We start from the raw sequence: 19,612 nt of genomic DNA, 5'->3' as shown, positions 1-19,612 counted from the left end.
CGCTCCGGCCTCGGGACGGTTCGTCGTTTCGGGGCCGGAGCGGCAGGATGAGCAGGTGCTGACGAACTGGGCGGGCAACCACACGTACGACGCGGCGCGGCTGCACCGGCCCGGGTCGGTGGAGGAGCTCCAGACGATCGTCGCCGGGGCGGACCGGGTCCGTGCGCTCGGCAGCCGCCACGCGTTCACCGACCTGGCGGACACGAGCGGCGACCTGGTGTCCATGCTCGACCTGCCGGCCGACATCGAGGTCGACGAAGCGACCGCGTCGGTGCGCGTCGCCGGCGGCGTGCCCTATGGGCAGCTCGCCGACGAGCTGGCCCGGCAGGGGTGGGCGCTCGCCACGATGGCGTCGCTGCCCCACATCTCGGTCGCCGGGGCCGTCGCGACGGGGACGCACGGCTCGGGGGACCGCACCGGGTCCCTGGCCGCTGCCGTGTCCGGCCTCGAGCACGTCGGCCCCGAGGGCGAGCTGCACCGGCTCGTCCGGGGCGAGGCCGACTTCGACGGATCGGTCGTCGCACTCGGCGCGCTGGGGGTCGTCACGCACGTGACGCTCGACGTGGAGCCGACGTACGACGTCCGACAGGATCTCTTCACCGACCTGTCGTGGGACGTCGCCGCCGAGCACTTCGACGAGCTGACGTCGAGCGCCTACAGCGTCAGCCTCTTCACCGACTGGGTCAGCGGGCGGGTCGGGCAGGTGTGGCTGAAGAGCCGCGGCACCACCCCGCCGGCCGACCTCTGGGGCGCGCCCGCCTCGACGGGCACCCTGCACATGCTCGCCGGCGCGGACCTCGCCGCCGTCACCGAGCAGGGTGGGGTGAGCGGGCCGTGGCACCAGCGGTTGCCGCACTTCCGGATGGAGTTCACGCCCAGCCGCGGCGAGGAGCTGCAGACCGAGTACCTCGTCCCGCGCAGCCGCGCGCTCGAGGCGATCGACCTCCTGCGCGGCCTCGCGCCGACGTTCGCCGATCTCCTCCAGGTGAGCGAGGTGCGCACGATCGCGGCCGACGACCTCTGGCTCAGCGGCGCGTACGGCGCCGACGTCGTCGGACTGCACTTCACCTGGGTGCGCGACGTTCCGGGCGTCTACGCCGTGCTCCCGGCCATCGAGGCCGCGCTCCTGCCCCTCGGTGCGCGACCCCACTGGGGAAAGTGCTTCGCCGCGGGGGTCGACGCGTTGCAGCCGCTTTTTCCACGCTTCGACGACTTCCGTGATCTGGTAGGACGCGTGGATCCGGACGGGAAGTTCCAGAACGCCTTCCTGGCGCGTTGCCTGGGGCTCGGTTGATGACCGCTTCGCACACCCCGGCGTACGGCGAGGTCGACCTCACGACCTGTGACCGCGAGCCGATCCACATCCCCGGCGCGATCCAGCCCCACGGCGTGCTGCTGGCGCTCGACGACGAGTCCCGCGTGGTCATGGTGTCGGCCAACGTCGACCACCTGCTCGGCGTCACCGCCGAGGACGCGATCGGCCGCACCCTCGCCGAGCTCGTCGGCACGGAGCTGGCGGCCGCACTCGCCGAAGGGGTCCAGACGACGACGTTGAGGGATCTCGACGTCGAGGTCCGGCAGCACCGCTCCGGTGAGCGGCTGGTCCTCGAGATCGAGCCGATCAGCACGGCGGGACAGCCGCGACTGACCTACCGGTCGACCCGGGGGGCGATGGCGCGCCTGGCGCAGGCTCCCTCGGTGGTCGACCTCGGCGCCCAGCTGGCCGTGGAGGTGCGCGACCTCCTGGGCTTCGACCGGGTGATGGTCTACCGCTTCGACGAGGAGTGGAACGGCGAGGTGATCGCCGAGGAGAAGCGCGAGGACCTCAACTCGTTCCTCGGGCTGCACTACCCGGCCACCGACATCCCGGCCCAGGCCCGCCGCCTCTACACCGTCAACTGGACGCGCCTGATCGCCGACATCGAGTACGCGCCGGTGCCGCTGCACCCGGTGCTCGATCCCGCGACCGCCGCGCCGCTCGACCTCTCCCACGCGACGCTGCGCAGCGTCTCGCCGATCCACATCGAGTACCTCTCGCACATGGGGGTCTCCGCCTCGATGTCGATCTCGCTGATGGTCGACGGCGAGCTCTGGGGCCTGGTGGCCTGCCACCACTACTCCGGCCCGCACCGACCGAGCCACGACGCGCGCTCCGCCGCCGAGTTCCTCGGCCAGGTCGCGTCCCAGCTCGCCGGCGACCGCGAGCGCGCCGACCGGCGTGAGCGCACCCTGGCGGCGCAGACCGTGCTCGGCCGGATCGCCGCGCGTACGTCGACGAGCCTGGAGTCGCCGCTGATCAGCCTGATGGACGACCCGGAGCTGCTCTCCCTGGTCGATGCCACCGGTGCGGTGCTGTCGTACGACGGGGTGGTGACCGTGCGCGGCGAGGTCGGGCTGGACCGGAGCCAGCTCCAGGCCATCGCGACCGCGCTCGAGGATCCCACCTCCTACGCCACGTCGACGGACCGGGTCGCCGAGCTGGTGCCCGGTCTCGGTGACGTCTCGTCGATCGCGGGCGTGCTCCGGGTCGGCTCTGCCACCGACCGGTGGCTGATGTGGTTCCGCCCGGAGCAGGAGCGGGTGGTCGACTGGGGCGGCGACCCCAGCAACAAGCTGCTCGCGGCCACCGAGGGCGCCCACGTGCGGTTGAGCCCGCGGCGCTCCTTCGAGAAGTGGCGGCAGGTCGTCCGCGGCCGGAGCACGCCGTGGGCGCCGTGGAAGCTCGAGGTCGCCGACGCCCTCGGCAAGCACCTGATCGGCCTGATCCTGAGCCGCTCCCGCGACCAGATCGCGATGGCCGAGTCGATCCAGCGCAGCGTCGTGGCCGTCGACCCGCCGACGTTCGCCGGCATCGACCTCGCCGCGCGCTACCAGCCGGCCTCGACCTTCCAGCTCGGCGGCGACTGGTGGGACGCCTTCGCCCTGGCCGACGGCCGGATCGTCTTCACCGTCGGCGACGTCGCCGGCCACGGTGTCTCGGCGGCGTCGGCGATGCTCCAGGTGCGCACGGCACTGCGCGCCTACCTCTTCGAGGGCCACGATCCCGCCACGTGCCTGGACCGGCTCGACCAACTGATGGCCGGACTCCTCGACCAGCGGGTCGCGACCGCCGTGCTCGCCGTGCTCGACCCGAGCACGGCCCGGGTCGAGCTCACCAGCGCCGGCCACCCGCTGCCGCTCCTCGTCACTCCCGCGGGTGCCACCGACGTGGACCTCCCCGTCCGGCCGCTGCTCGGCGTCGGCACCGGCGCCGCGGAGACGACCACCCTCGACCTCGAGCCGGGGACCGCCCTGCTGCTCTACACCGACGGCCTGGTCGAGCGACGCGGCGTGACGATGGACGAGCGGACCGACCGGCTGCGAGCACTGGCCGCCGAGACGTACGCCGCCAGCGACCTGCAGGGCTGGGTCGACCGGCTGATCGAGCTCCACGACGACGGCGGCGGGGACGACACCACGCTGCTCGCCCTGCGCATGGCCTAGTCGGACGAGGGCTGCGCCGCTCGTTCCTGGACCACCATCTGCGGCCGGTCGACGACGAAGAGCCACGCGGACAGTGAGGCCAGGACCAGGACGGGCAACAGGTCGGGATCGGGAACGACGGTGATCGCCATGAAGAGCGCGAGCCACCCGTTGCGGGTCACGGCGACCAGGATGCCGACGCACGCGGCGGAGATCGCGACCGCTGGTGCGACGTCCGGGAAGACCGCGACGACCAACCAGCCGAGCATCACCCCGATGAACAGCGCGGGGAAGATACGACCGCCACGGAAGCCGGCGGACGCGGCGACCAGGAGGGCGAGCAGCTTGATCGCACCGAGCAGCGCGAGGTGTCCGGTCGAGTAGTCGCCGATGTTCGCCGAGATGTCCTTCATCTCGTCGAGCCCCTTGAAGAGGCTCTCCCGGCCGCCGATCACGCCGAGCACGCCGAGCAGGAAACCCCCGAACGTGAGGAGCACGAGCGGGTGGCTGATCCGGTGGAGCGCGGCGTGCATCGGGGGGAACGCGTAGATCGCGACCAGGCCGACGAGACACCCGAGAGCCGCGACGACGACCGCGATGGCGAGGTCACCGGGGTGGAACCCGGCGTAGTGCGGCACCGGCAGAGCCAGGTCGAGGTCCGACAGCGCGAGCATGGTCGCGGCGCCGGCGCCTGCGGCGACGAGCGGTCCGAACATCCGGTTCCACAGCGGGATCCGCTGGTCGCCGGGCGCGGTCTCGGTGAGCATCAGCGCGGCACCGACCGGGGTCCCGAACATCGCGCCGAGGGTGCCGGCCACCGCGAGCCCCAGCCACAACGGCGCCGGCACCTTGGGCAGGAACCGCAGGCCGATGAGCGCGGCGAGCGAGACGTTGAGCGCGATGATCGGGTTCTCCGGTCCGAGGCTGACGCCACCCGCCAGGGTGATGATCAGCGCGGCCGCGAGCCCGGGCAGTGCGCTGAGCGGCAACGGCGCCGACACCAGCTCGACCGTGGCCGGGTCCGGCCCAGCGTGACCGGGTGCCTTCCAGACGACGAGACCCGCGAGCGCACCCGCGCAGGTGAGCAGCAGGATCGTCCACCACCACGCGTCTGGGTCAACCCCGATCATGGGCGGCAGGTCGTCCCAGACCAGCCCCTGGAGCCAGCCGGCGAGCAGCGAGATGCCGATCAGGGTGAGACCGGACCCGACGCCGACGAGGATCGCGGGTGGCACCTGGCGCAGCAGGCCGCCGGCGGTCACGGTCGGAGCGGGGTACGTCTCGTGAGTGGCGTCGTACGTCACCACGACACTCTGGGGCGGTCTCGACGTGGATGGGTCACCCACATCGGGTGAGTGCTGCTAGACAAGGGGTCGTGAGCGACGCGATGGTGCTCGTCCCGGGCGGGACCACGACGATCGGCAACGACCACTTCTACCCGGAGGAGCGGCCGCTGCGCGAGGTCACCGTCGGCGACGTCGCGTGGGACCCGCACCCGGTGACCAATGCCGAGTTCGCCCGCTTCGTCGACGAGACCGGCCACGTCACCGTCGCCGAGATCGCCCCCGACCCGGCTGACTTCCCGGGCGCCGACCCGGCGCTGCTGGTGCCGGGCTCGCAGGTGTTCACGCTGACCGACGGTCCGGTCCACCTCGGGGACTGGACGCAGTGGTGGCGCTGGCAGCCCGACGCGTCCTGGCGTGCGCCCCAAGGACCGGGCAGCTCGTGGGAGGAGATCCCGGACCACCCGGTCGTGCACGTCGGATGGGAGGACGCCACGGCGTACGCCCGCTGGATCGGCAAGGACCTGGCCACCGAGGAGGAGTGGGAGCACGCCGCGCGCGGCGGACTGGTCGGTCGCGACTTCGCCTGGGGTGACGAGCTGTCCCCGGGCGGCGCGGTGCTCGCCAACACCTTCCGTGGCGCCTTCCCGTGGCGCAGTGAGGACCCCTTCGGCCACGACCACACCGCGCCGGTGGGGACCTATCCCGCCAACGGCTACGGCCTGCACGACATGATCGGCAACGTCTGGGAGTGGACCCGCACCCGCTGGGCGCCGCACCACGCCGGGGATCCGACGGTGGTCGAGCTCGAGGAGACCAAACCGTGCTGCGGCGGGTCGCTGCGGCTGCAGGAGACCGACCGGATGGTCACGAAGGGCGGGTCGCACCTGTGCTCGCCGGACTACTGCCAGCGCTACCGGCCCGCAGCCCGCCAGGGCCAGGGGGTGCGGGACACGACGTCACACGTCGGATTCAGGTGCGTTCGTCGGGAGTGAGCCGCGGCGCACCTCGGCCCGGCGCTGGGCGTTGCTGCGGACCCGCGAGGTGAGGGTGCTCGCCCCGGTCGCGATCACGGCGACGTTGAACACCATCTGCAGGAGGACCACCGCTCGCGCGATCTGTCCCTCGGCGTGGATGTCACCGAAGCCGATGGTGAGCAGGGTCGTCATCGTGAAGTAGAGGGAGTCGAGCCGGGTCGTGAGCCCGGCGATCTGGTCCGGGTCCTCGATCTCGAGCCGGTAGAAGGCCAGCGCGAAGGTGAGGACCCCGACGACGAGGGCGAAGAGCAGCCCCTCGACCTGCCGGTCCGGGTCGTCGACCAGCAGCAGCACCTGCCAGATCAGCACAGCGCCGGCCGCCGCGATCAGCAGCATGCTCACCACGCCGGAGCGCAGACCGTCTGAGGAGTACTGCACGGGCACGACGAAGTACGCCGCGATCAGCAGTGCGAGGAGCACGATGTCGCGTGCGGCTCTCCGCCAACCGGTCACGGCGCACCGACCTCCTCGCGAATCACCCGCCTCGGGTGAGCGGTCCGGGCGACTGCCCGCCCATGCTGGGTGCCATCCTGCCGGACCTGGCAGCGTGGACGGGGGAGGTGGCCAGTGGTGGATGTCGCCGCGCTGCGGGAGCGCGTGACGACGACGTACCGGACCCGTCGCGACCAGGCCCGCGACCTGGTCGACCGCATCCCCATCCTCGGCCGGCTGGTCAGCGAGTTCGTGCGGATCGAGTTCATCGACCGGTGCATGCTGATCGCGGCCCAGGGTCTGCTGGCGCTGATCCCGATGCTCGTGGTGCTGGCGGCCTTCCTGCCGCACCTGACCGGCAGCCTCGTCGGAGCCTTCAGCAGCGCGACCGGCGTCGGCCAGGAGGGTGCGCACCTGGTCGACGGGGAGGTCACGACCGACCAGGTGCGGGCCCAGACCGGGATCATCGGGCTGGCCATCACGATCTTCTCCGCGACCAGCTTCGCGCGCGCCGTCCAGCGGATGTACGAGCGGGTGTGGGAGGTGCCCCACGTCGGGGGCATGTCCGGGGCGCGACGCTGCCTCTTCTGGCTGCTCGGCTGGATGATCACCCTGCAGCTCGCCGGGGCCCTGCGTCGCATCGTCGACAGCATCGGAGGACTCATCGGTGAGACCGGTGGCTTCGTCGTGCAGGCGGTGGTGCTGACCCTGATCTGGTGGGCGACCAGCTGGCTGCTGCTCTTCGGCCGGATCGCGTGGCCGCGGCTGCTGCTGGGCGCCGTGATCACCGGCCTGATCGGCGTGACCTACAACCGGGGCGCGTCGCTGGTGATGCCGCCGTACGTGCAGGCGAACGCCGACCAGTTCGGCACGCTCGGCATCATCCTGGCGATCTCGACCTGGCTGATCGGGTTCGCGGCGGTGCTCGTCGGCGCCGCGCTGATCGGCCGGATCGTCTCCGAGGACCCGACCGTGATCCGGCTGGCTACGACGACGCGGGAGCTGACGGAGCCGGTGTGGAGTCGTCTGCGGCGCCGACCGCGGGGGGACGGGAGAGCAGCTCCACCAGCAGCAGGATGACCGCGGCGATCGCGAGCAGCACCAGCGCGAAGGCGCCGGTCGGGTGGTCGCGCATCACGTAGAGCAGGAGGGCCAGGCCGAGGACGGTCACCCGGATCGGCGTCTTGTAGGTGTGCAGCGCGATGCCGAAGCTGCCGGTGTCGATGCCGACCTTGTCGCCACCCTGGCGGACGGCGCCGATCGCACGCGACGTGCTCCGGCGCAGGGCGACGGGCGCGCCGACCGGCCCGGTCACCCAGGCGACGAACGCGACCGCCAGCGCGACGACCATCACCGCTCGCAGGTTGACCCGGATGAAGGAGACGAGCTGGTCGTAGATGGCGGCCGCGGCGTCGGTCGGCAGCTGGTCGGTCGGCACCGCGTTGAGGTAGATCTCGCGGGAGAGGTTGAGGCCGAGGCCGAGCAGCAGCATCGACAGCGTCAGCGCGAGCGCGCCGGCGATGAGGGTACGACGCCGCGACCGCCCGACGGCGACCGCTCCCGCGAGGCACACCAGCGCCAGGATTGGCAGCCAGGTGTTGATGGCGCCGAGGAGGCGGAAAGCGGTCTGCGCCTTGCCGATGTCGTCGGACTGGAAGATCGTGAACTGGGCGTTCACGCTCGGCAGCCGCTCGGCGAGGGTGAAGCCGCGCGCGACGAGGCGCTGCTTGACGGTGTCGATCAGGGTCGCGAGGTTGATCGACACGGCGTTGTCGGTGATCTCGACCTGGTCGGTGTCCTTGCCGGTCAGCACCGCCACCATCTGCGTGTGGGCCTGCCGGTTGGCCTCCTCCCAGGCCGTCTCGAACTCGTCGGACTCGACCAGCGCGGTCACCTGCTTCTCGACGAAGCCGTTGATGGCGTCGGCGAGCGGACCCGAGAGCGCCTTGAGGCTCGCGGAGGCGAGCGGTGGGAGACCGCGTTCGGAGAGCGCGTCGACCGCCTGGTCGGTGACCGCGTCGACCTGGAGCCGGGTGGTGATCTCGGTGGTGATCCGGTCGATGACGGCGGCCTGGACAGCGGGGTCGCTGGCGAGCGGGGCGACGGTCTCGACGTACCGGTCCGTGTCCGACACCGTGTCGTGCGCCCAGCGTGCGACGACCGACAGCGGCGCGAGCACGGCCATAATGATGATGAGGACGGTGGCCACCACCGGGCGCCACCAACCCGTGCGCGTGCTCGCGACCGGCAGCGCGACGGTGTCCGGCGGAGCGTCGACCTGGGCCTTGAGCCGCTCGACCTCGGCTCGCAGCGCGTCGACCTCGGACTGCGTCTCGTCGGCCATCTCGGCGCTCCTTGTCAGGTGGCCGGTCGCAGGGACCGGAGCTTGAACGCTGCGACCAGGGCCAGCAGACCCGCCACGATCAGCCAGATGGCCACCAGGACGATGAACACCTTGAGCGACAGGTCCGTGTAGACGATGAGGAATCCACCGAACACGATGCCCATCAGGCCCGTGAACAGTGGCCATCCGCGTCCCTCGGGGGGCGGCGCGACCAGGGCACCGAGGACCTCGACGATGCCTGCGATCAGCCAGAAGACGCCGAGGATCATGCTGAGCACCAGCACGCTCTGGAGCGGGTCACGGAGGATCAGCAGCCCGACGATCAGCGACACGCCGCCCATCAGGCCGACCAGTGCGCGCACCCCGTCGCTGCGGTGCATCGACAGCGCCCCCGCGATCCGGAAGACGCCGGCGACGATCAGCTGGATCGCGAGCAGCACGGTGAAGACGGTGACCGAGGCGTGCGGCCAGACGACGAGCACGATGCCGAGACCGAGGGTGATCACGCCGTAGGCGAGCACCAGGCCCCAGTGGTCGGCGAGCCGCCCGAGGTTGACCGGGACGACGTCGACCTGGACCGTGGTCGCCTGCGTGGAGTGCCGACCGCTCTGCTCGCTCATGGGGCCACCCTCGCGCGTGCCGTGGTGGCGTGCCCTCGCCCGAATCGGGTGGACTGCGCGGGCCGGTCAGAGCAGGTTCATGTTGCGCGCGGCCGCCAGCGCGGCGCTGCGACGGTTGACCGAGAGCTTCGCGTAGAGGCTCGAGACGTGGGTCTTGACGGTGTTCTCGGAGACGAACAGGTTGGCGGCGATGTCGGCGTACGTCGATCCGCGCGCGAGCTCGTAGAGCACGTCGCGCTCGCGCGGGCTCAAGGTCGGCTTGATGGTGCCGGCGGCGATCGCGTCGCGCTCGCGGGGGAGCGCGGTCGACGGGCCGTAGTAGCTCGAGATCCCGGTCATGCCGGCGATGCCGTCGGCGACCTCGCGGATCCAGCCGCTGCCACCGGTGTCGGCCAAGCGGCGCATCAGCTCCGCCAGCGGGGTGCCGTGACGGCTCCAGCCGAGGAAGGGGACGGCGTTGCGCCGGACCTCGGTCGCGAGCGCGGCTCCGCGCAGCAGCTCGAGAGCCGCGGCGCCGTCGCCGAGCTCGTCCACGAGCTGGGCCTGGGCGGTCAGGGCGAGGGCCTTGGTCGCTGGCTGCGGGTGGGCCGGGTGGGTCGCGACCTCCGCGAAGCACCGCACCGCCGCCCGCCGATCACCGACGAGGTCGGCCCGCAGGCCCGCGACCAGGGCGGCCTCGGCAGGTGCCTGCAGCTCGACCAGCCCCTCCTGGAAGCCGGCGAGAGCCACGGCGTCACCGGACAGGCTGGCCATGAAGGCGCGCTCGACGATCAGCGCGGCGGCGAGGTGAGCGGACAGCGGGGGCGTCTCGAGCGGGCTCTCGAGGGCGAGCTCGGCCGCGGAGACGGACCCGGCGCAGAGCTCCAGGCGTGACCTGCGGGCGCGCACCCAGTAGCGGGTGGTGAGGTCGGCCGCGTGCAGCGGCACCTCGATCTCGCCGTGGGCGGCCACGGTGGCCTGCTCGCCGGGCAGTCCGCTGAGCTGGGCCAGCTGGCGGGCGAGCCGAGCCCGACCGGCGGAGTAGGGCGCGGACAAGGCGCGGGTCTCGATCAGGTCGAGGACCTCGTCGGCGACAGAGACAGCCGAGGCCTCGTGACCTTGCATGTACTCGGTGAAGGCCAGGTGGGACAGCGCGATCGCCGTCAGGGCAGGCAGGTCGTGGGTGCGGCTGAGCCGGACGGCCGCCGCCAGGTGCTCCTCGGCGCCGCTGAGGTCACCGGTCCAGTTCTGGGTGATCGCCAGCTCGCACAGCAGAAACGGCACCAGCGCTGGCGCCTCGGCGAGCAGCTCCTCGTCGGCCAGCACGCGCTCGGCGTGGGCCACCGCGGACGGGATCGGCTCGACGCCGAGACGGCTGCGCATCACGCGCGCGCACGCCAGCTGGATGGCCGCGGTGCCGGTGTCGGGCTGGGGGTCGTGGACGATCCGGTCGAGCCGCTGGGCGGCCACGCACACCTCGCCGGCGATCCAGCGCTCGAGCCCGACGGCGAACCACGATCCCGGCGTGACCTCGATGGCCGAGGGGTAGCGGGTGGCGAAGGCGTGCACGGCGGCTCCGTGGCCGCGGAGCAGCAGGGTCACCCCTTCGTCGGCGAGCAGCCGTGCGGCCGCACGGACGTCCCCGACGGCGGCCAGGCGGCGCAGGGCGTCGTCGATCTCCCCCCGGGCGACGTCGAGCCGGACCGCACGTCCCACGGTCGCCGCTGCGCGTGCGACGTCCTCGCCGCCGGCCAGGACGCGGCGCCGGACGACCTCGGTGAGCAGCGGGTGGATCGAGTAGAGCATCCGGTCGTCGGTCGGGTCGGGGTCGACGACGTCCGTCGGTGACGGGCCGCCGCCGGCGACCCGGGTGACGAGAAGACCGGTCGCCTCCAGGCCGGCGAGCGTCTCTTCCGCGCGGACGTCGTGCGACAGGTGCACCGCCAGGGACGGTGTCAGGACCGGCTCGCCGGCCACGCAGAGGAGGAGGTGGCGTTGGTGGGGCTGGAGCGCCGCGAAGACCTCGGTAGCGATCCGGTCGGCCACGGCCGAGGAGCCCTCGTCGTAGCTGTGGGCGAGAGCCAGGGGATCGGGAGCGGCACCGACCGCGCGTGCCGTGAGCACGACGGCCGCGCACCAACCCTGCGCCCGGCGAGCGACCGAGCGGGCGACCTCGACGGAGTCCGTGTGGGCGTGCGCGGCGACCAGGGTGGCTGACTCGTCGTCGTCGAGCCGGAGGATGTCGCCCCGCAGCACGGTGAAGTGGCCGAGCAGCTCGGGGCCGAGGCGGGTGAGCGGCAGGTCCCACCGCGACGCGAGCAGGAGCCGGAACGACTCCGGGTCGAGGTCGAGGCGCTCGTCGATGTCGCGGACGGTGGTCAGTGGCAGCAGATGAGCGTCGTCGACGACCACGAGAGCGGGGCGCCCGGTGCCTTCTTCGCGGCGATCGAGCAGCGCGAGAAGACGATCGGCGTCCCAGGTGGCATCGGCCTGCACCCAGATGGTGTCGGCCGCTCGTGCGGAGTGGTGGAGCCAGCCGCTCAGGCCGAGCGTCTTGCCGGACCCGGCCGGGCCGACCAGCAGCGTGACCGAGGAGTCCGCCGCCTGCTCGAGCCGGTGCCAGAGCCGCTCGCGGCGTACGTAGACCCGGGGCAGGCCCGGCAGGTGACCAGCGCTCGCCAGCGCTGACGTGGTCACTCTGTTCGCCATGTTCCGCCCTCGTTTCGAGCACCCGTGAACAGCGGTGCTGTCGAGGCTACGCTCGCCTGCAGTCGGAGGCTAGGCCACCGCACAGCACGGTGGCGTCACCCTGGGCGGGTGATCGCCGGGTGATCTTCTAGACCAGGCCACGGGAGCGGGCGGCGCGCAGTGCGTCGACGCGGCGGTCGACCTCGAGCTTGCGGTAGATCGACGCGAGGTGGGTCTTGACGGTGTTCTCGCTGACGAACAGGGCGCGCGCCAGGTCCGCGTTGCCACCGCCGAGGGCGAGCTGCTGGAGGACCTCGAGCTCGCGCGCCGTGAGCAGGGTGCGGGCGTCGTCGTCGGGCACGCCGAGCCGCCCGGCCGTCCGGTGTGGCGTCAGGTCGGGGTAGGCGCGCGGGTGGCCGGTGAGCGCAGCCAGCGCGTCGGCGGCGAAGGGATGTGCGGCCGGACCGGTCGCCTGGGCGGCGACCAGGTCGACGAAGCCCGGGCTGAGCAGGTTGCCCAGGGACAGCATCCACAGCAGTCGCTGCGGCGCCGCCCGGCTCAGCAGGTCCGGCATCAGGTCAGCCGCCGCGGACAGGGAGGCCGGGGTGCCGATCCGCTGGAGGAAGGCGACCCGAGCGACCGCGGCGCCGAGACCGGTGGTCGAGGGTCTGTCCAACGTGTGGGGCAGCAGGTCGTTGAGGATCCGGACGGCGCGGACCTCGTCGCCGCCCAGGCCGATCAGGACGGCCTCCCCGAGCACCGTCTCGCTGTCCACGTCGACGCCGGCGTCGGCGTCGCGGGACGGGCGGACGTGGCTCTCGGCGCCGGTCAGGTCGCCCATCGCGATGGCGATGAACATCCGCACCAGGCGCTCGATCCGCTCGAGATAGCTCGGGAGCAGCCGTGGGACGTCGCCTCGGCTGTCGAGGACCCGACGGGCAGCCTCGATCTCGCCCTTCGCGGCGAGCACGCAGGCCTGGAGCATCCGGCCGTAGGTGATCAGCAACGGGTCCATCAGCTCGGGCGGCGTGGCGGCGAACGCCGTGAGGGACTCCTCCGCCTCGGCGACCCGGAGCTCTTGGAACATGCTCCAGCCGCGGACCAGGTGACTGCGCGCAGCGGCCACGTCGACGATCGCGCCCGGTGGCTCGAGCTCGGCCGCGCTGTCGGCCGAGGCGAGCGCGCTCTGGTAGGCCCCGTCGATCATCTCCAGGACCGCGCGCTGGGCGAGGACCGCGCGTTCGAGCAGGGGCAGGTCGACCTGCCGGGCGTACATCGCCGCGTCCTGCACGTGGATCGCGGCGACGTCGAAGTCGCCGAGCCAGGTCTGGAAGTAGGCGAGCTCGAGACACAACCAGGCGGCGGGCAGCGGTGACATACCGGCCAGGTCGTGAGCGCTCACCACACCGTCGTGACGGCAGCCGAGCACGCGCCCGGCGCGGGCGATCGCCGGGTCGGACTCGCGCCAGCCGAAGCGGGCCTGCCACAGCTCGAGGATCGCGAGCTGGGCCTCGATGTCCCGGGAGGACCCGACGGCGAGGCTGCGCGCGTCGGCCTCGAGCGCCCGGTCGCTGGCTGCCTTCGCCGCATCGATCCGGCCCTGCGCGCGCAGCACGAGCGCTTGCAGGACGAGCAGGTCGTGGTGGCGCGAGCGGATGCCGAGCGGGATGACCGACAACGCGTCGGCCACCACCTGCAGCTGACCCCGGCTGATCAGCTCGGCGGAGAACTCCCGCAGCACCCGCAGCTGGAGATCGAGGTCGCCGGACTGCCGAGCATGGTGGACGGCGCGCGCGGCGTCGCGGCGATCGACGTACACCTCCGTGGCCCGCTGGTGGGCGTGCACCACCACGGCCCAGTCCGGCCCGGTGGGTGCGGTACGTCGGCGCAGCAGGTCGAGCAGCAGCGGGTGGTAGCGCCATCCGGTGGTGGTCACGTCGCTGCCCACGGTGTAGCCGGTGACGAGCAGGCCGGCGGCTGCCGCGCGGTCGAGCACGTCGGCCGCGTGCGGGACCCCGGAGAGGAGGACCGCCTCGTCGGCAGCCACCTCCGGCTCCTGGCAGGTCGTCAGCAGGACGTGGGCGAGATCGCCCGGCAGGCCCTCGAAGACCTCGTGGAGCAGGTAGTCGAGCACCGGTTGCCGCGTCGCAGCGAGCGCCGCGCGCGCGTTGGCGGTGTCGGCGGAGCCGGCCAGGGCGCGTGAGCCGAGGACCAGCGCCGCGGCCCAGCCGTCGCCCTGCTCGAGGACGGCGGTGATGTCGTCGGCGCTCGCGCCCGGGTGGTGGGCGTGCACGAGGGCCGACGCCTCGTCCGCGGTGAACCGCAGGTCGTCGACACGGAGCGACCGGACGGAGCCCGCGAGGGCGACCGAGACCGGCACGAGGGGCGGCTCGGCCCGGCCGATCAGCAGCAGCCGCACGGACTCCGCGTCGCGGCTGAGGATGTCCGTGAGGAGGTCGGCGGCCTCGGCGCCGATCAGGTGCACGTCGTCGATGACGACGACCTCGGGTCCTTCGACCACCTCCGGGCAGCGCATGGCCGTGACCTCGGCCCGGATCTGCTCGGTCTGGTCGGCGCGGACCCACGAGACCCGGAGCGCCGGCGTGGTCCGGCGTACGCGCTCGCTCCACGCGGCCGCCGCCGCCGTCTTGCCCGATCCCGCCGGCGCGACGACGAGGGTGACCGGCGTCGTGGGCACGGCCTCGAGGAAGGTCTCGAGACGCGGCCGCGGGATGAAGAGCTGGGGCGGGTGCGGGGTGTCCGGCGACGGGGCCAGGAGCGGCCGGGCGCCGACGTCGCGCTTCGTGGTCATGACGGCGTCACGCGAGCAGCGCCCGCAGCTCGTCGGGGACCTCGGTCCCGAGGTCGGCGTGCAGGAGCGTCGCCTCGGTGGTGGCCAGGAACGCGGCGACCGCGTCGGCCCGGGCGCCGCTGCTGAGCACGAACAGGGCGGACGTCCCGGGCACCACCCGCTCGCGCAGCTCGTCGACGAAGTCGTCGTCGATCGCGTGGCCGCGGAGCCGGGTCCAGGCACCGGCCGCCGCACCCCCGACGGCCGCGCCGGCGACGGGCACCAGCAGCACCGTGCCGATCAGCCCGCCGAGCACGGCGCACTTGGTCGCCGCCCGCGTGGTGTCGTGGTGCAGGTGGCGGACGGTGGCCTCCTCGGCACCCGGCATCCAGATCACCGCGATCGCGTCGTGGACGACCAGGGCGTCCTGCTCCACGAGACGCTTCAGGTGCAGCTCACCGGCGTCCACGCCGAGCGGCGTCGGATAGGACCACACGGTCAGGCTGGGCACCGCACCTCCTCCCAGGGGCACGTCGCAACCGTAACGTCACCCGTCGTTCGCACTCGTCGCTTTCCGGCTTGTGAACGGAGATCGACTGAGCCCGGGGCCACCCTCGCGAACGGTGCAGTCCGGTGCCTCGCCCGTTTCCGGTGAGGCGGCGTCCACCCGCCCCCGCTTACCGTCGGATCAGGGACCGGCGAGCGGTAGGGGTGTGACGGGTGACGATGGCCAGGATGTTGATCCGCGTCGATGCCGAGCTGTCGGACGAGCTGTCCGGCGCCTTTCCCCACCTGACCGCGCGCACCCAGCGGGCGACGACCACCCTGACCGGCGACATGACCGACCAGGAGGAGCTGCAGGGCGTGCTCAACATGCTCAACTCCCTCGGCATCGCCGTGGTCGAGGTCGTCACGATCCCGGACTGACCTGCTCGAGCAGGGTCGGCGTCCGGGCCGGCCGTCAGGTGGCCTCGGCCTCCGTCGGGGGCTCCTCCTTGTTGGAGATCAGCGGTCTGAGCCACTGCGCACTCGGATCGATGTCGACCAGCAGCGCCTTCGCCAGCAGCGTGAGCGGGATCGCGAGAAGTGCGCCGAGCGGACCGATCACCCAGGTCCAGAACACCAGCGAGATGAAGGTCAGCGTCGTCGAGAGGCCGACCGCGTCGCCGACGAACTTCGGCTGGATCACGGTCTGGATGACCACGTTGAGCACGCAGTAGACGATGATCACCGCGAGCATCATCCCGGGGCCGCCTTCGAGCAGCCCGAGGATCGCCGGCGGGATCAGGCCGATCACGAAGCCGATGTTGGGGATGTAGTTGGTGATGAAGGCCAGCAGCCCCCACAGGACCGGGGACGGGACCCCGATGATCTCCAGGGCGATGGTGTCGAGGATCGCGACGATGGCCCCGAAGATCGTCGAGACCGCGTAGTAGGTGCGGGTGCCGTGCGCGAAGTCACGGATCGCGCTGACGATGTGCGGCTTGATGTCGGCAGCCCGGATCAGGTTGCGGGTCCAGGTGCCGCCGTCCATGCCCATGAACAGCGCCAGGGTGAGGATGAAGACGACGCTCGAGACCGCGTTGAGGGCCCCCGCCAGGAGGCTCTCGACCAGCGAGGTGAGACCGCCGAGGTCGAACGAGCCGGTGATCTGGTCGATCTGCTCGTCGCTGATGCCGAAGCTCGAGATCCAGTCGGTCAGCTGGCTGATCCGGTCGGCGAACTGCGCCTGGTAGTCGGGGAGCAGGGTCGCGAAGCGGGCCGCCGAGATGCCGATCGAGATCGCGAGGCTGAGCACGATCAGGTAGACGGCGATGATGCAGATGAGGGAGGCCAGCCAGCCCGGCATCCGCCGGTCCAGCCATCCGCGGATCGGATGGACGACGATCGTCAGCACGAGCGCCAGGAGGGCCGGGCCGAGCAGCCACGCGGCGCTCCGGAACCCCGCGATCACCACGACGAGCGCGGCGATCCCGAGCAGGATGACGATGGCGCGCGGCAGTGGTCCCCTCGGCTCGCTGGTCATCGACACGTCGTGCTCCGTCCTCGGGTGGCGGGGTCGCCTAGTGCATCGTCGCGACAGTAACGGGGTCCGCGGCTCACCCGTGTTGGGTGAGCCGTGACGGCGCTGCCTGCCTGAGGGTGGAGGCGCACGCGACGCGAGAGCTGGGAGAGAGCCATGGCGCACGGTCCGATCGAGGTGCTGTTCTTCACCTTCCCGAGCAGCGTGACACTGGGCGAGATCGGCGCGGTCATCCGCAAGCCGGTCGACTCGAAGGCCGTCCGGCTGGTCGACATGGTCGTGATGACGCGCACCGGTGACGACACCATCGAGGTCCGCGACATCGAGGAGGACTCCGGCCTCCCGCCGGAGTTCGACGACCTGCCCTTCGACCCCAACAGCCTGCTCAACGACGCCGACATCGACGTGCTGATCGAGGGCATCGAGGACGGTGAGCAGGGAGTCGCCCTGGTCATCGAGCACGTCTGGGCCCGTGAGACGGCTGCCGACATCGACGCCCTCGGTGGTCAGATCGTCATGTACGCCCGCGTTCCCGTCGAGGACGTCGAAGCCGCCTTCGCGGCCGACGCCCCGGCCTGAGACTCCCCGGACTGAGACTCCCCGGACTGAGAGGACCTGACATGAGGCGACGCATGGGCCGACCCGGCCTGCTCGGCACGGCGGCCCGCACGGCCGTGGTGGCCGGTACGGCGAGCGCGACCGTCAACGCCGTCAACCGGCGCCAGGCCGCCGGCGCCCAGCAGGCCGCCCCGGCCCCGGCCCCGCCCCCGGCACCCGCGGCCGGTGGTGACGACCTGGTGAGCAAGCTCGGCGAGCTCGCCCAGCTCCACCAGCAGGGCGTCCTCACCGACGCCGAGTTCACGGCCGCCAAGCAACGGCTCCTGGGCTGACGGGGCTGCCCCGTGTCGGACTGGCTGCCGGCGCTGATCAGCGCCGCCCTCGTGATCGCGAACATCGCGATCGTCGTCTGTGCGCTCGTGGTGCTGCCCGGTGGCCGCCGGCCGCAGACGGCGATGGCGTGGCTGCTGCTGATCCTCGCGATCCCGTTCCTGGGCTTCGTGCTCTTCCTGCTCTTCGGCCGGACGTCGGTCGGCAAGAAGCGTCGAGCCCTGCAGGACGACGTCAACGCGGCGATCCTCGAGGCCGCGCACCTCGAGGACATCGAGGACCACGAGCGTCGCCTCCAGCTGCCCCCGTTGGTGCAGACCTTCGCCAAGCTGAACCGCCGGCTGGGCGTGCTCCCGCTCAGCTTCGGCAACACGGTCGAGCTGATCGACGACTACCAGGGCGGCATCGAGCTGATGGCCCGCGAGGTCGCGACCGCCACCGACTACGTGCACGTGCAGTTCTACATCTCGGCGTGGGACGAGATGACCGCGCCGTTCTTCGAGGAGCTGGTCCGGGCGGTCGAGCGCGGGGTGCAGGTGCGCTTCCTCTTCGACCACATCGGGTCGAAGGGCATCCCGGTCTACAAGGAGATGCTGGCCAGGCTCGAGGGCACCGGGATCCAGTGGGCGCCGATGCTGCCGATCCGCCCGCTCAAGGGAGAGGTACGCCGACCCGACCTGCGCAACCACCGCAAGATCCTGGTCGTCGACGGCCGGGTTGCCTTCAGCGGCTCGCAGAACCTGATCGAGCCCTGCTACGACAAGCCGAAGAACCAGAAGCTCGGCCGGGCCTGGGTCGAGCTGATCGCCCGGGTCGAGGGCCCGGTCGTCCAGGAGCTCAACGTCGTCTTCGCGACCGACTGGTTCACCGAGACCGGCGAGGACCTGCGGGACCTCGTCGCCGCCGTGCCCCCGCCCCCGAGCGAGCGGCCCGGCGCCCTGACCGGGGTCGGCGTCCAGGTGGTGCCGAGCGGTCCGGGCTTCGCGACCGAGAACAACCTGCGCCTCTTCAACGCGATGCTCTACTCCGCCGAGCGCCGGCTGTCGCTGACCAGCCCCTACTTCGTGCCCGACGACTCGCTGCTGTACGCCGTCACCACTGCTGCGCAGCGCGGCGTCGAGGTGGAGCTCTTCGTGGGCGCGACCGCCGACCAGTTCATGGTCGCCCACGCCCAGCGGTCCTACTACGAGGCCCTGCTGACCGCGGGTGTGCGGATCTGGCTCTACCCCGAGCCGTTCGTGCTCCACGCCAAGCACTTCTCGGTCGACGACACGGTCGCGGTCGTCGGGTCGAGCAACATGGACATGCGCTCGTTCGCCCTCAACTACGAGGTCGTGATGATGATGACCGGAGCGGACGCCGTCGCCCGGCTCTCGGAGGTGCAGGACACCTACCGCGCGCTGTCGACCGAGCTGACGCTCGACGAGTGGCGCACGCGCAGCCGGGGCCAGCGCTACCTCGACAACCTGATGAGGCTGACGGCCACGCTGCAGTGATCCTGCAGTGATACTGGCGCGGTGGACGAGCAGCCGACCGGGCGCACCCGGCACGTGGTGGCGCTCGTCGTGCTGGCGGTGCTGGTCAACCTGCCGCTGACCCACGCGACCCTGACCGGTACGCACCTCGAGAGCGACGACGTCGTGATCGTGACCCTGGTCGCCGACGTCGTGCTGGTGGTGGTCGCCGTGCTCCTGTGGCGCTTCGGCGGTCGACTCCGGCCGAGGCTGCGCGCGATCGCCCTCGCTGACGTGGAGCGGTGCGCCCCGGGCGGCGCGCTCGAGCAGGTCGACGGGGAGACCTACCTGGTCCGCGGCGAGGTCACCGCGATCGAGGACGGCCAGGTGGTGCTGGACGTCGGCGACCGTTCAGTGCTGGTCTACCTCGACGGCCACCGAAACCCGGTGGGTTACCAGCAGTCGGCTCAGGTGCGGGCGCGGCTGCTCTGACGTCGCGGGAGACCGGAGACCAGCACGGCGATCATCATCGTCGGGGCGAGCAGCACGAAGGCCAGCAGCGCGACCTGGATCACGGATGCGATGGACATGATTGCCTCCCGGAGAGTGTG

The 19,612-nt window shown here is 71.9% G+C and carries 18 protein-coding genes; 9 read left to right on the top strand and 9 right to left on the bottom strand.

All coding sequences use genetic code 11. The annotated features are described in order from the left end of the window. Positions 1-55: 55 nt before the first annotated feature. Together ABLE68_RS08215 and ABLE68_RS08210 are read left to right on the top strand one after the other, a co-directional pair. Entirely contained in the window at positions 56-1,294 is a 1,239-nt protein-coding gene (locus ABLE68_RS08215) for an FAD-binding protein (protein WP_348870830.1), read from the top strand. Beyond that, a complete protein-coding gene (locus tag ABLE68_RS08210; protein ID WP_348870829.1) occupies positions 1,294-3,483 on the top strand; it encodes a SpoIIE family protein phosphatase in 2,190 nt (729 codons plus the stop codon). The genes ABLE68_RS08215 and ABLE68_RS08210 overlap by 1 nt, the downstream gene beginning before the upstream one ends. On the opposite strand, the gene ABLE68_RS08205 is transcribed toward ABLE68_RS08210, so the two are convergent. Beyond that, entirely contained in the window at positions 3,480-4,766 is a 1,287-nt protein-coding gene (locus ABLE68_RS08205; protein ID WP_348870828.1) for an ion channel protein, read from the bottom strand. The genes ABLE68_RS08210 and ABLE68_RS08205 overlap by 4 nt on opposite strands. 71 nt (positions 4,767-4,837) lie before the next feature. On the opposite strand from ABLE68_RS08205, the gene ABLE68_RS08200 reads away from it, so the two are divergent. Beyond that, positions 4,838-5,740 (top strand): formylglycine-generating enzyme family protein, encoded by a 903-nt coding sequence (locus ABLE68_RS08200; RefSeq protein WP_348870827.1) that lies wholly within the window; start codon positions 4,838-4,840, stop codon positions 5,738-5,740. Here ABLE68_RS08200 and ABLE68_RS08195 read toward each other — a convergent pair. Then, on the bottom strand, positions 5,705-6,235 hold the full coding sequence (locus ABLE68_RS08195; RefSeq protein WP_348870826.1) for a potassium channel family protein: 531 nt from the start codon (positions 6,233-6,235) through the stop codon (positions 5,705-5,707). The genes ABLE68_RS08200 and ABLE68_RS08195 overlap by 36 nt on opposite strands. Before the next feature lie 117 nt (positions 6,236-6,352). On the opposite strand from ABLE68_RS08195, the gene ABLE68_RS08190 reads away from it, so the two are divergent. Continuing rightward, a complete protein-coding gene (locus ABLE68_RS08190) occupies positions 6,353-7,294 on the top strand; it encodes a hypothetical protein (protein ID WP_348870825.1) in 942 nt (313 codons plus the stop codon). Here the strand turns inward: ABLE68_RS08190 and ABLE68_RS08185 are convergent. The 5 genes from ABLE68_RS08185 to ABLE68_RS08165 form a co-directional block, all read right to left on the bottom strand. Continuing rightward, positions 7,200-8,558, bottom strand: coding sequence for a hypothetical protein (locus tag ABLE68_RS08185; RefSeq protein WP_348870824.1), 1,359 nt, complete (start codon positions 8,556-8,558; stop codon positions 7,200-7,202). The two genes, ABLE68_RS08190 and ABLE68_RS08185, sit on opposite strands and share 95 nt — an antisense overlap. Before the next feature lie 14 nt (positions 8,559-8,572). Next, positions 8,573-9,178, bottom strand: a complete 606-nt coding sequence (locus ABLE68_RS08180) for an HdeD family acid-resistance protein (RefSeq protein ID WP_348870823.1) — start codon at positions 9,176-9,178, stop codon at positions 8,573-8,575. Positions 9,179-9,244: 66 nt separating this feature from the next. After that, positions 9,245-11,866 (bottom strand): LuxR C-terminal-related transcriptional regulator, encoded by a 2,622-nt coding sequence (locus ABLE68_RS08175; protein ID WP_348870822.1) that lies wholly within the window; start codon positions 11,864-11,866, stop codon positions 9,245-9,247. A gap of 127 nt (positions 11,867-11,993) precedes the next feature. Next, complete coding sequence (locus ABLE68_RS22300; RefSeq protein WP_425475619.1) at positions 11,994-14,657, bottom strand: helix-turn-helix transcriptional regulator; 2,664 nt, start codon at positions 14,655-14,657, stop codon at positions 11,994-11,996. Positions 14,658-14,664: 7 nt separating this feature from the next. Beyond that, entirely contained in the window at positions 14,665-15,168 is a 504-nt protein-coding gene (locus tag ABLE68_RS08165) for a DUF1269 domain-containing protein (RefSeq protein WP_348870821.1), read from the bottom strand. 203 nt (positions 15,169-15,371) lie between these two features. Between ABLE68_RS08165 and ABLE68_RS08160 the strand changes: the two genes are divergently transcribed. Next, complete coding sequence (locus tag ABLE68_RS08160; protein WP_348870820.1) at positions 15,372-15,563, top strand: hypothetical protein; 192 nt, start codon at positions 15,372-15,374, stop codon at positions 15,561-15,563. A 34-nt stretch (positions 15,564-15,597) separates the two neighbouring features. Here ABLE68_RS08160 and ABLE68_RS08155 read toward each other — a convergent pair whose 3' ends face one another. Beyond that, positions 15,598-16,662, bottom strand: a complete 1,065-nt coding sequence (locus ABLE68_RS08155; protein WP_348870819.1) for an AI-2E family transporter — start codon at positions 16,660-16,662, stop codon at positions 15,598-15,600. A gap of 153 nt (positions 16,663-16,815) precedes the next feature. Between ABLE68_RS08155 and ABLE68_RS08150 the strand changes: the two genes are divergently transcribed. Genes ABLE68_RS08150 through ABLE68_RS08135 form a run of 4 tightly spaced genes read left to right on the top strand, consistent with a single transcriptional unit; the run spans position 16,816 to position 19,493 of the window. Continuing rightward, on the top strand, positions 16,816-17,238 hold the full coding sequence (locus tag ABLE68_RS08150; RefSeq protein WP_348870818.1) for a DUF6325 family protein: 423 nt from the start codon (positions 16,816-16,818) through the stop codon (positions 17,236-17,238). A gap of 41 nt (positions 17,239-17,279) precedes the next feature. Beyond that, complete coding sequence (locus tag ABLE68_RS08145) at positions 17,280-17,549, top strand: SHOCT domain-containing protein (RefSeq protein ID WP_348870817.1); 270 nt, start codon at positions 17,280-17,282, stop codon at positions 17,547-17,549. Positions 17,550-17,561: 12 nt separating this feature from the next. Further along, positions 17,562-19,043, top strand: coding sequence for a cardiolipin synthase (gene cls / locus ABLE68_RS08140; protein ID WP_348870816.1), 1,482 nt, complete (start codon positions 17,562-17,564; stop codon positions 19,041-19,043). A 21-nt stretch (positions 19,044-19,064) separates the two neighbouring features. Further along, positions 19,065-19,493 (top strand): hypothetical protein, encoded by a 429-nt coding sequence (locus ABLE68_RS08135; protein ID WP_348870815.1) that lies wholly within the window; start codon positions 19,065-19,067, stop codon positions 19,491-19,493. Here ABLE68_RS08135 and ABLE68_RS08130 read toward each other — a convergent pair. Then, positions 19,469-19,591: a hypothetical protein gene (locus tag ABLE68_RS08130; RefSeq protein ID WP_348870814.1), complete on the bottom strand. Its 123-nt coding sequence runs from the start codon at positions 19,589-19,591 to the stop codon at positions 19,469-19,471. The two genes, ABLE68_RS08135 and ABLE68_RS08130, sit on opposite strands and share 25 nt — an antisense overlap. Positions 19,592-19,612: the final 21 nt, after the last annotated feature.

The organism is Nocardioides pollutisoli (assembly GCF_040045055.1).
GTDB lineage: Bacteria > Actinomycetota > Actinomycetes > Propionibacteriales > Nocardioidaceae > Nocardioides > Nocardioides tweenelious.
Note: the sequence above shows the minus strand (reverse complement) of the source record. Positions and strands in the feature narration are given on the sequence as shown.

What these genes read in the sequence shown, in the direction of transcription:
- ABLE68_RS08130 (WP_348870814.1), bottom strand. Translation starts at nt 19,591, where the DNA reads ATGTCCATCGCATCCGTGATCCAGGTCGCGCTGCTGGCCTTCGTGCTG.
- ABLE68_RS08185 (WP_348870824.1), bottom strand. Translation starts at nt 8,558, where the DNA reads ATGGCCGACGAGACGCAGTCCGAGGTCGACGCGCTGCGAGCCGAGGTC.
- ABLE68_RS08145 (WP_348870817.1), top strand. Translation starts at nt 17,280, where the DNA reads ATGAGGCGACGCATGGGCCGACCCGGCCTGCTCGGCACGGCGGCCCGC.
- ABLE68_RS08175 (WP_348870822.1), bottom strand. Translation starts at nt 11,866, where the DNA reads ATGGCGAACAGAGTGACCACGTCAGCGCTGGCGAGCGCTGGTCACCTG.
- ABLE68_RS08155 (WP_348870819.1), bottom strand. Translation starts at nt 16,662, where the DNA reads ATGACCAGCGAGCCGAGGGGACCACTGCCGCGCGCCATCGTCATCCTG.
- ABLE68_RS08210 (WP_348870829.1), top strand. Translation starts at nt 1,294, where the DNA reads ATGACCGCTTCGCACACCCCGGCGTACGGCGAGGTCGACCTCACGACC.
- ABLE68_RS22300 (WP_425475619.1), bottom strand. Translation starts at nt 14,657, where the DNA reads ATGACCACGAAGCGCGACGTCGGCGCCCGGCCGCTCCTGGCCCCGTCG.
- ABLE68_RS08180 (WP_348870823.1), bottom strand. Translation starts at nt 9,178, where the DNA reads ATGAGCGAGCAGAGCGGTCGGCACTCCACGCAGGCGACCACGGTCCAG.
- ABLE68_RS08160 (WP_348870820.1), top strand. Translation starts at nt 15,372, where the DNA reads ATGTTGATCCGCGTCGATGCCGAGCTGTCGGACGAGCTGTCCGGCGCC.
- ABLE68_RS08150 (WP_348870818.1), top strand. Translation starts at nt 16,816, where the DNA reads ATGGCGCACGGTCCGATCGAGGTGCTGTTCTTCACCTTCCCGAGCAGC.